This window comes from Cupriavidus sp. 05N40, assembly GCF_056397305.1.
This window is the reverse complement of the sequence record NZ_JBFTND010000289.1, coordinates 1-10357: the sequence shown is the minus strand read 5'-3', so window position 1 is coordinate 10357 and position 10357 is coordinate 1. Positions and strand designations below refer to the sequence as shown.

General features: G+C 68.6%; 10 protein-coding genes and 2 pseudogenes. 5 read left to right on the top strand and 7 right to left on the bottom strand.

What is annotated here, in order from left to right; translation table 11 throughout:
• Positions 1-180 (top strand): annotated as a pseudogene (locus tag AC1DO7_RS37950) (LysR family transcriptional regulator); the annotation flags it as partial.
• 19 nt (positions 181-199) lie between these two features.
• On the opposite strand, the gene AC1DO7_RS37945 reads toward AC1DO7_RS37950, so the two are convergent.
• Both AC1DO7_RS37945 and AC1DO7_RS37940 read right to left on the bottom strand, forming a co-directional pair.
• Positions 200-1351: an anhydro-N-acetylmuramic acid kinase gene (locus AC1DO7_RS37945; protein ID WP_477117333.1), complete on the bottom strand. Its 1152-nt coding sequence runs from the start codon at positions 1349-1351 to the stop codon at positions 200-202.
• A gap of 5 nt (positions 1352-1356) precedes the next feature.
• Positions 1357-2736: a M23 family metallopeptidase gene (locus AC1DO7_RS37940; protein ID WP_441613589.1), complete on the bottom strand. Its 1380-nt coding sequence runs from the start codon at positions 2734-2736 to the stop codon at positions 1357-1359.
• Positions 2737-2962: 226 nt separating this feature from the next.
• Here AC1DO7_RS37940 and tyrS point away from each other — a divergent pair, with 226 nt between their 5' ends.
• Genes tyrS through AC1DO7_RS37920 form a run of 4 tightly spaced genes read left to right on the top strand, consistent with a single transcriptional unit; the run spans position 2963 to position 6130 of the window.
• Positions 2963-4204, top strand: a complete 1242-nt coding sequence (tyrS, locus tag AC1DO7_RS37935) for a tyrosine--tRNA ligase (protein WP_441613588.1) — start codon at positions 2963-2965, stop codon at positions 4202-4204.
• 19 nt (positions 4205-4223) lie between these two features.
• The gene (dtd, locus tag AC1DO7_RS37930; protein ID WP_477117332.1) at positions 4224-4697 is read left to right on the top strand and encodes a D-aminoacyl-tRNA deacylase; all 474 of its coding nucleotides are present in this window, start codon (positions 4224-4226) and stop codon (positions 4695-4697) included.
• 48 nt (positions 4698-4745) lie between these two features.
• Positions 4746-5405 (top strand): YbhB/YbcL family Raf kinase inhibitor-like protein, encoded by a 660-nt coding sequence (locus AC1DO7_RS37925; protein ID WP_441613586.1) that lies wholly within the window; start codon positions 4746-4748, stop codon positions 5403-5405.
• 50 nt (positions 5406-5455) lie between these two features.
• Positions 5456-6130 (top strand): histidine phosphatase family protein, encoded by a 675-nt coding sequence (locus AC1DO7_RS37920; protein WP_441613585.1) that lies wholly within the window; start codon positions 5456-5458, stop codon positions 6128-6130.
• A gap of 11 nt (positions 6131-6141) precedes the next feature.
• Here AC1DO7_RS37920 and AC1DO7_RS37915 read toward each other — a convergent pair.
• The 5 genes and pseudogenes from AC1DO7_RS37915 to AC1DO7_RS37895 all read right to left on the bottom strand — a co-directional run.
• A pseudogene (locus tag AC1DO7_RS37915) lies at positions 6142-6732 on the bottom strand (queuosine precursor transporter); the annotation flags it as partial.
• A 3-nt stretch (positions 6733-6735) separates the two neighbouring features.
• Positions 6736-7320: a BPSL1445 family SYLF domain-containing lipoprotein gene (locus AC1DO7_RS37910; RefSeq protein ID WP_441613583.1), complete on the bottom strand. Its 585-nt coding sequence runs from the start codon at positions 7318-7320 to the stop codon at positions 6736-6738.
• Between the two features lie 224 nt (positions 7321-7544).
• Entirely contained in the window at positions 7545-8600 is a 1056-nt protein-coding gene (gene ruvB, locus AC1DO7_RS37905) for a Holliday junction branch migration DNA helicase RuvB (protein ID WP_441613582.1), read from the bottom strand.
• A 72-nt stretch (positions 8601-8672) separates the two neighbouring features.
• Positions 8673-9254, bottom strand: coding sequence for a Holliday junction branch migration protein RuvA (gene ruvA / locus AC1DO7_RS37900; protein ID WP_441613581.1), 582 nt, complete (start codon positions 9252-9254; stop codon positions 8673-8675).
• 56 nt (positions 9255-9310) lie between these two features.
• Positions 9311-10357 (bottom strand): glycerophosphodiester phosphodiesterase (locus AC1DO7_RS37895; protein ID WP_441649947.1); only part of this gene is annotated, 1047 nt, incomplete at its 5' end.

Genomic DNA, 10357 nt, shown 5'->3' with positions numbered 1-10357 from the left:
GTCGTGCACGCGGCCGGCTGGCGATCACAGCTACGATGGCGAGCCCATTGCCTGCCGTTGCGCGAGGCCGTGGCGCCCCAGCGCGTGGTGCTGGCGCAATCGCCCGCGATGCGGCCGTCACCCGTTGCCGAGGCGTTTATCCGCTGGGCGCGCGAGGCCGGGCACGCCGAGCCGGCTTGAAGGGCGGCCCGGCGCCCTGCTAGCGCGGATACAGCGCGCCGAGCACGCGCGGGCCTGCCGCGCCGGTGACGGTGGGGACGTTGCCGGGCGAGCGCAGTAGCATCTGGCGCGCCAGCCAGGCAAAGGCGATGCCTTCGACCTGCGAAACCGGCACGCCGAAGTCGTCGGAGCTTTGCACCGTTACCCCCGGCAGCGCCTGCGCCAGCAGGCGCATCACGAAGCCGTTGCGCGCGCCGCCCCCGCAGACGATCAGGCGCGCGGCGCCCCGGGCATGCGCGCGCACGTCGCGGGCGATGGCCTCGGCGGTGAGCGCGGCCAGCGTGGCCTGCACGTCGGCGGGCGGCAGCGCCGTGCCGGGCCCGGCCAGGTGCTGTTCGAGCCAGGCAGGGTGGAAGAGGTCGCGGCCGGTGCTCTTGGGCGGGGCCACGCCGAAATACGGCTCKGCCAGCAAGCGCGCCAGCAGCGTGTCGTTGATCCTGCCGCTGGCGCCCCAGGCGCCGTCAGCGTCGAAAGCCCGGCCGTGGTGGCGCTCGATCCAGTAGTCGAGCAGCACGTTGCCAGGACCGCAATCGAAGCCGGTCACCGGCGCGCTGTCCTTGCCCGCGCCCGCTGCCGGCAGCACGCTGATATTCGAGATCCCGCCGATATTGCAGGCCACCCGCGTCTCGCCGGCGTCGCCGAACAGGGCCTGGTGCAGCGCCGGCACCAGCGGAGCGCCCTGGCCGCCCGCGGCCACGTCGCGGCTGCGGAAATCCGCCACCACGTCGATGCCGCACAGTTCGGCCAGCAAGGCTGGCTGCTGGCTCTGGCGCGTATAGCCGGTGCCATCGTACTGGCCAGGACGGTGGCGCACGGTCTGCCCGTGGGCGCCGACCGCCGCGATGGCCGCAGCCGCCAGTCCCGACTCGCGCAGCAGCGCGGCCACGCAGCCGGCGTACACGCGCGCCAGCCCGTTGGCGGCCAGCGCCTCGCGATGGATCTCGTCGTCGCCGGGCTGCTGCAGTCCGGCGAACGCCTCGCGCAACGCCGCCGGGAACGGCTGGTGGGCCGCGGCCAGCACCGCCGGCCGCGGGCCGGAGAAATCGACCAGCACGCCRTCCGCGCCGTCCATGCTGGTGCCSGACATSAKGCCGATGAAACGGTCGGTAGAGGCGGGCGACGGGCTTTGCATGCGGGCTAGTTGTTGTTGCTGGCGACGTTGTAGGTGCGCAGCGCGTTGATGCGGCTGAGCAGCCCGCTGGTGTAGTTCAGGAACTGCTGGCGCGCGGCGCCCGACAGGGCCGGGGTATCCAGCGCGGCGATGGCCAGCGGGTTGAGCGGCACGTCGTTGACGCGGAACTCATAGTGCAGATGCGGGCCGGTGGCCCAGCCGGTCTGGCCCACGTAGCCGATCACCTGTCCCTGCGTCACATGCTGGCCGCGCCGCATGCCGGCGAAGCCCGACAGGTGGGCGTAGTAGGTCGAGTAGCCGCTATGGTGCTTGAGGATGACGATATTGCCGTAGCCGTTCTGCTGGCCCACGAACTCCACTTCTCCGTCACCCGTGGCCTGCACCTTGGTGCCCGTGGGCGCGGCAAAGTCCACGCCCTTGTGCTGTGCCCAGTTGTGATGCAGCGGATGGTCGCGCCCGCCGAAGCCGGACGAGATACGCGAGAACTCCACCGGCGAGCGCAGGAACGGCCGCTTCATGCTGCGCCCGTCGAACGTGTAGTAGGCGCCTTGCTTGCTGCCTTCCTGTGCGTACCAGAGCGCCTGGTGCAGCTGGTTGTGGTTGATCAGCTCGACCGCCACCACACGTCCGTTGCGCACGAAGGCGGCGTCGCGGTAGCCTGCCTCGTAGACGATGCGGAAGCGGTCTCCGGTGGTGATGTCGTGGTGGAAATCGATGACGCCGGAGAAGATCGAGATCATCTGCTCGACCACGTCGTCGGGCACGTCGGCCGCGTCCATGGCCTTGAAGAAGCCGCCCGCGGCGATCGCGCCGGACAGCATTTCGTAGTGCACGTCGTTCTTCACCGACTGCACGCGCGCCTTGTAGACCGGGGCGGCGAGCTCGCCCGCGCGCTCGATCACCAGCTCGCGCGAGGATTCCGCATCGCCGCCGAGGTTGGCCTGCAGCGATACCAGCAGGTTGTTCTGGTCTGCCTCGGCCTGCACGTTCTGGCCGGGCTCGAGCGCAAACAGGCCGCGCGCGGTGGCATTCTGGCGGATAAACGCTTGCGCGTCGGGGTCATCGATACCGAGGCGCTTGAGCAGGGTGGCGATGGTGTCACCGCGCTGCATGCGCGCTTCGCGCACAAAGGTGTCGTCGGTCTCGGTCAGCTGTTCGAGCTGGGATTGCAGGTCGGGCAGGCGAATGGCCTCCCGGACACGCGGAGCGAGCGGGTCGTCGAAGGCATTGCGCGGCGCCACGCCCATGGCGGCGGCCATGCCAAGCGTGAACACCGTGCCGACCGCAGCTGTCAATTGCTTGCGCCGGCGCGCGTGCAGCGCGTTGGTGGGATCGACGAGAACCACCAGCTCGCGCGCGAAAACTTCGCGGAGTCTGGACCACATCACGTAAAATTCACTCTTTGGTTCGGGCCGCGCTGCCGCGACGATCTGCTTCGTCTTGCCTTCCTCTCCCGAGGTGCGGTGCGTGCCATATTGGTTTGCCGCCGTAGAATGGCGGTTGGCCCGCGGGATGCGTCCCGCCGGCACAAGAGCGCGAATTATACCAAAATCGGCCGCCGGCCGTTTTTCGTCCGCGTCTGAATTCTCATGTTTTTCAAAGACTTACGTCATGACTGAAGTTTCCCCCGGCGCTGCCACTTCCTACCCCCTCACGCCCACCGTGATGCACGCCCTGGAGGTGTCCAAGCGCGGGTGCGACGAACTGCTGGTCGAATCCGAATGGCTGGCCAAGCTCGCGCGCAGCGAGGCCACCGGCGTGCCGCTGCGCATCAAGCTGGGCCTGGACCCGACCGCACCGGACATCCATATCGGCCACACCGTGGTGCTCAACAAGCTGCGCCAGCTGCAGGACCTCGGCCACCAGGTCATCTTCCTGATCGGCGACTTCACCTCCACCATCGGCGACCCGTCCGGGCGCAACGCCACGCGCCCCCCGCTCACGCGCGAGCAGATCGAGGCCAACGCCCAGACCTACTACCGCCAGGCCAGCCTGGTGCTCGATCCCGCCCGCACCGAGATCCGCTACAACAGCGAGTGGAGCGACCCGCTCGGCGCGCGCGGCATGATCGAGCTGGCGGCCAAGTACACGGTGGCGCGGATGATGGAGCGCGACGACTTCACCAAACGGTTCCGCTCTGGGATTCCGATCTCGGTCCATGAGTTCCTCTACCCGCTGATGCAGGGCTACGATTCGGTCGCGCTCAAGGCCGACCTCGAGCTCGGCGGCACCGACCAGAAATTCAACCTGCTGGTCGGGCGCGAGCTGCAGAAGGAGTACGGCCAGGAGCAGCAGTGCATCCTGACCATGCCGCTGCTGGTGGGCCTGGACGGCGTGGAGAAGATGTCCAAGTCCAAGGGCAACTACATCGGCGTGACCGAGGCCCCGAGCGAGATGTTCGGCAAGCTGATGAGCATCTCCGATGACCTGATGTGGCGCTACTTCGAGCTGCTGTCGTTCCGCCCGATGAGCGAGATCGACCTGATGAAGCAGGAGATCGCACTGGGCCGCAACCCGCGCGACTGCAAGGTAATGCTCGGCCAGGAGATCGTCACGCGCTTCCACAGCGCCGCCGACGCCGAGCGCGCGCTGGAGGACTTCAACCATCGCGCGCGCGGCGGCGTGCCCGACGACATCCCCGAGGTCAGCCTGTCCGGCGCGCCGCTGGGCATCGCGCAGCTGCTCAAGCAGGCCAACCTGGTGCCGTCCACCTCGGAGGCCAACCGCAATATCGAGCAGGGCGGCGTCAAGATCGACGGCACCGTGATCAGCGACAAGGCAGTGAAGATCGAAGCCGGCAGCTACGTCGTGCAGGTCGGCAAGCGCCGCTTCGCGCGCGTGACCCTGGCGTGAACCTGCGCCGGAGACGTTCATGATCGYCCTGATCCAGCGGGTCGCACAGGCCCGCGTCACCGTCGAAGGCCGCACCACCGGGGAGATCGGTGCCGGCCTGCTGGCGCTGGTGTGCGCCGAGCGCGGCGACACCGAAACCCAGGCCGAGCGCCTGCTCGCCAAGCTGCTGGCTTACCGCGTGTTCTCCGATGCCGGCGGCAAGATGAACCTGCCGGTGCAGGACATCGATGGCCGTGGCACGCGCGGCGGCCTGCTGGTGGTGTCGCAATTCACGCTGGCGGCCGACACCAACAGCGGCGCGCGCCCGAGCTTTACCCCGGCCGCCGCGCCAGCCGAGGGCGAACGCCTGTACAACCACTTCGTGGAGCGCGCCCGCGCCGCGCACGGCGAGGTCCAGACCGGCGAATTCGGCGCCATGATGCAGGTCAGCCTGGTCAACGACGGGCCGGTCACCTTCTGGCTGCGTGTGCCGCCGGCGGGCGCAGCCGCCTGAACCCACATGGCCGCGTCGCACGCGGCGCAAACCAGCAAGGAGAGACGCATGAAAATCTGGAGCAAGGCTTTCGCCGACAACGGGCCCATTCCGGTCGAGTTCGCCTTCGGCGCGATGGATCCCGCCGCCCATGTGGCGCTGTCGAACAACCGCAATCCCGACCTGCACTGGGACGAGGCGCCAGCCAGCACACGTTCCTTCGTGCTGATCTGCCATGACGCGGACGTGCCGAGCCGCGGCGACGACGTCAACCAGGAAGGCCGCGAAGTGCCGGCATCGCTGCCGCGCGTGGATTTCTTCCACTGGGTGCTGGTGGACATCCCGCCCGGCCTGCGCTCGATCTCCGCCGGCAGCCACAGCGACGGCGTGATCGCGCGCGGCAAGCCGGGCCCCGAGGCGACCGGCGGCACCGCGGCCGCGGGCGGCCTGCGCCACGGCCTGAACGACTACACCGGCTGGTTCGCCAACGACCCCGACATGAAGGGCGACTACTACGGCTACGACGGTCCCTGCCCGCCGTGGAACGATACCCTGCTGCACCACTACGTGTTCACGGTCTATGCGCTCGATCTCGACCGCCTGCCGCTCGACGGCACCTTCACCGGTGCGCAGGTGCGCGAGGCGATCCAGGGCCATGTGCTGGCACAGGCGTCGATCACCGGCACCTACACGCTCAATCCGAAGCTGGCCGGCGGCACGGCGAAGTAATCCGGCCGGCGGCGCGCGCAGGAAATGCAAGGAAACGAAAAGGAAACGGCATGTCGCAATTGCCCGGGCCGCATTCGCTGGCCTTTACCCACCTGATCCTGATTCGCCATGGCGAGACCGCGTGGAATCGCGAGCGACGCCTGCAGGGGCAGCTCGACATTCCGCTCAACGCCACCGGCGTGGCGCAGGCCGACGCCCTGGCGCAGGCCCTGGCCGCCGAACCGATCGACGCGGTCTACGCCAGCGATCTCTCGCGGGCGATGCAGACGGCGACACCGCTGGCCGAGGCCCTCGGCATGGCGGTGCGGCCCGATGCGCGCCTGCGCGAACGCTGCTATGGCACGCTGGAGGGCAGGACCTACGCGGAGGTGGCCGAGCAATCGCCCGAGGATTTCGCCCGCTGGCAGGCGCGCGTGCCGGACTACGCGCCCGACGGCGGCGAGTCCTTGCTGTCTTTCCATGAGCGCGCGGTGGAAGCCGCGCTGGCGCTGGCGCGCCGCCACCCCGGCGAGCGCATCGCGCTGGTGGCGCATGGCGGCGTGCTGGACTGCCTCTACCGCGAGGCCAACGACATGACGCTGGAAGCGCCGCGCCAGCACGAGCTGCTCAACGCCAGCATCAACCGGCTACGCTGCGACAGCCAGCGGCTGACGGTGATGCAGTGGGCCGACGTGGGCCATCTCGAAGCGCTGGCGCTGGACGAAGTCGATCGCCGCGTCCCCTAGCGGGCAGCCGCTCACACACGCAGCCGGAACGGCGTGAAATCGGTATTGCGGTCGTACCAGTCTTCGCGCTCGGCGCGCTTGAGGAAGCCCACCACCTTGTAGGTGACCGGCGTCATCACGACTTCCCAGGCTGTCTTCAGGATGTATTGGGCGATCGCCACCTGGATCACCTTTTCCAGCGGCCAGATGCCGTAGAAGGCGATCACGTAGAACAGGGAGGAGTCGACCAGTTCTCCGGCCAGCGTGGAGCCGATGGTGCGCGTCCAGAGCCAGCGGCCCTCGGTCCACAGCTTCATCTTGGCCAGCACATAGCTGTTGGCAAAACTCCCGCAGCAGAACGCGATCAGCGAGCCGAGCACGATGCGCCAGGTATTGCCGAACACGTCTTCCAGGCTTTTCTGGTAGTCGCCCATGAACGGCGCCACCGGCATCTTCAGTACCACCAGGCTCATGAAGGTGGCGAAGGCGAGCGCGGCAAAGCCCGCCCACACCACGCGGCGGTCGCGCCCGTAGCCATAGACCTCGGTCAGCACGTCGCCGAAGATATAGGAAACCGGGAAGAACAGCACCCCGGCGCCGAAGGTCACCGGCCCGATCAGCGGGCCCTACAGGTTCAGCTTGCCGACCTTGGCGCCGTCCAGCGAGATATCGAACATCAGCCCGGCGTTGGTCTGCACGAAGCCGATCACCGGTTGCTGCCCGGTGACGGTATCGATCGAGCCGTTGGCGCCAATCTTCGCGACCGCCACGCTGGCATCCGCGCCGACAGTCCAGCCGCTGCTGTTGACGAACTTGCTGTAGGCGTCCGGCGTCATGAACATGATGATGACGGACTTGGATTGCCCGCCGGCGGTGAGTCCGAACGAGGCCGAGGTGGTGCGGTAGTAGCCCACCGCGGCGCCGTGGGAGCGCAGCACGCCTTCGCCGTACTCGCCCCCGATCACGAGACCTGCGGACAACACGCGCGGGAAGATCAGGATCCCCTGCGCACGCGAGGCCAGGTCGCGCGCACTGCCGGCGGTGGTGAACAGGCGGTTGAGCGCGCCGTCCGCACCTGCGTCGATTTCCTGTTTCTTGGCCGCCGCATCGGTTGGCGCATTGGTGCCGGTGGTGGTGCAGCCCGCGGTGAAGGCGGTGGCCACGAGCAGGCCCGAGCCCGCCATCCGGGTGACAAACTGGCGTCGATTCATGTGCTCTCTCCTGACAGGGAAGAAATAGGCCGGCGCCATGCCGCGGCGGCCGGGACTAAGTCATTGTGGACAAGGAGGCAGCCGCCAGCAATGCGCGACAAAAGAATTGTCTGCGGTGCACGAAAGTATTTAATGCGGGGTGCGCGGCACCGCAGCATGGCCGGCGCCGGCGCCGGGCGGCCGGAAATGGCCGCCGGTGGCGGCCGCGCGGCGGGGAATTGCCGCTATGCAGCGGGTTCGGCGTCGCCGCCGGGCGCGGACAGCCCGAAATGCAGGTAGGCGGCGGCGGTGGCCATGCGGCCGCGGGGTGTGCGCTGCAGGTAGCCTTGCTGGATCAGGTAGGGCTCCAGCACGTCCTCGATGGTGTCGCGCTCCTCGCCGATCGCCGCGGCCAGGTTGTCCACGCCGACCGGCCCGCCGCCGAACTTGTGCAGGATGGCTTCGAGCAGCTTGCGGTCCATGAGGTCGAAGCCGACCACATCCACATCCAGCATGGCCAGCGCCGCGTCGGCGGTAGCGCGTGTGATGGTGCCATCGCTTTTGACCTCGGCAAAGTCACGCACGCGCCGCAACAGCCGGTTGGCGATACGCGGCGTGCCGCGCGCGCGCCGGGCGATTTCCAGCGCGCCGAGCGGATCGATGCGCGCCCCCAGCAGCTGTGCCGAGCGGGTGACGATGCGTCCCAGTTCCTCCGCGGTGTAGAACTCCAGCCGCGCGACGATGCCGAAGCGGTCGCGCAGCGGGTTGGTCAGCATGCCGGCGCGCGTGGTGGCGCCCACCAGCGTGAACGGCTGGAGGTCCAGCTTGACCGAGCGCGCGGCGGGCCCCTCGCCGATCATGATGTCGATCTGGTAGTCCTCCAGCGCCGGGTACAGGATTTCCTCCACCACCGGAGACAGGCGGTGGATCTCGTCGATGAAGAGGACGTCGTTGGCTTCCAGGTTGGTCAGCAGCGCGGCCAGGTCGCCGGGGCGCTCCAGCACCGGGCCGGAAGTCTGGCGCAGGTTCACGCCCATCTCGCGCGCGATGATGTGCGCCAGCGTGGTCTTGCCCAGGCCCGGCGGCCCGAACAGCAGTACGTGATCGAGTGCCTCGCGGCGGTTGCGCGCGGCGTGCATGAAGATGTCGAGCTGGCCGCGCACCTTCTCCTGGCCGACGTATTCGTCGAGCAGCTTGGGGCGAAGCGCCCGCTCGAAGGCCTCCTCGTTGGGAGAGGCGGTGGTGGGGGCGATCACGCGGTCGCCCCCGCGGTCGGGGACCAGCTTGTCGGTTTCGATCATGGATGTGCTACGGGCAAAGTGGCTCGATTGTAGCCCGTCCGGGCCAGGCTACCCGCGCTCGGGCGGCCCCGCTCAGCCCTTCGAGAGGGACTTCAGCGCCAGCTTGATGCCGTCCGAGACGCCGGTGCCGGCCGGTACCTGCTTGATCGCCAGCGCCGCTTCCTTCTCGGAGTAGCCCAGCGCCAGCAGCGCGTTGAGGATGTCGACGGCATTGTCGTGCACCGGCGTGCTGCCTGGCGCATGGCCGAGTTCCGCGCCGAGCTTGCCCTTGAGTTCGAGCAGCAGGCGCTCGGCGGTCTTCTTGCCGATGCCCGGCACGCGTGTCAGGCGCCCGGCCTCCTGCAGCGTGATCGCCTGCGCCAGTTCTGTGACCGACATGCCCGACAGCACGGCCAGCGCCATGCGCGCGCCGATGCCGGTGATCTTGATCAGTTCGCGGAAGGTATTGCGTTCGGTGGCGGTGCCGAAGCCGTACAGCAGGTGCGCGTCCTCGCGCACGATCTGCTGCGTCAGGAGCGTGACCGGATGGCCCACCGCGGGCAGGTTGTAGAAGGTGCTCATCGGCACGTCGATCTCGTAGCCGACGCCGTGGCAGTCGACCAGCAGATGCGGGGGATTCTTCTCGATGAGGGTGCCGGCGATGCGTCCGATCATGGTGTGTGGTGTCTGCAGCGAAGCGAAAGTGGGCGCCAGTGTAGCCGAGCCGCCGGCTAGCGTCCCGGGGTATCGACGGCCTGGCGGCCCAGCGCCGGGTCGTCGGTGAAGAAGCCGTCCACGCCTGCCGCCAGGAAAGCCTGTACCTCGCGCACCATGCCACCCGGGCTGCGGGTGCCATCGTCGCCGCCCGTGCGCAGGTTGCGCGGCAGGAAGCTGTTCTCGGGGCGGAAGGTGTAGGGATGCACCAGCAGCCCGGCGGCATGCGCGTTGCGCACCAGCGCCGAAGGCGTGCCGAGGTCGCCGTTCGCGTCGCGCGGCACCACGCTGGATTTCTCCGGCCCGATGCCGTTGGCGTAGCTGGCCACCTCGCGCAGTCCGACCGGCGTCATCATGTCGGCGTAGGTGCGGGTGTCGCCGGCCAGGCGCCAGTCGGCGGGGCGCCCCTTCGCGCTGCCCATCAATTGCACCAGCTTCACGTTGGGCATGCCGCTGCCCAGGCGCTGGCGCAGCTCGCGCAGGTTGCCGGTCTCGAACGACTGCACATAGACCGGGGCGCTGCGCGTATAGGCGTGCGCGCGCAGCGTGGCCACCAGCTTTTCTTCCAGCGGCAGGCCGATGCCGCGGAAATAGCTCGGATGCTTGGTTTCCGGATACAGGCCGATCACGCGCCCGCTACGCTGCGAGGCAGTGGCCACCAGCTCGATGATCTCGTCGAACGTCGGGATCTCGAACTGGTCGTTGTACTGCGTATTGGCGCGGCGCAGCTGGGGGATGCGCTCGCGCGCGCGCAGCGTCTTGAGTTCGGCCAGCGTGAAGTCTTCGGTGAACCAGCCGTCGAGACGCTCGCCGTCGATGACCTTGATGCGCTTGCGAGCGGCAAACTGCGGCAGCGCGGCGACATTGGTGGTGGTGCCGATCTCGTTCTCATGGCGGGCCACCAGCACGCCGTCGCGCGTCATCACCAGGTCGGGCTCGACCACGTCGGCGCCATCCTCGATGGCGCGCGCGTAGGAGGCCAGCGTGTGCTCGGGGCGCAGGGCACTGGCGCCGCGATGCCCGATCACCAGCGCCTTGGGTGCCGCCGCGGCAGGGGCCGCGGG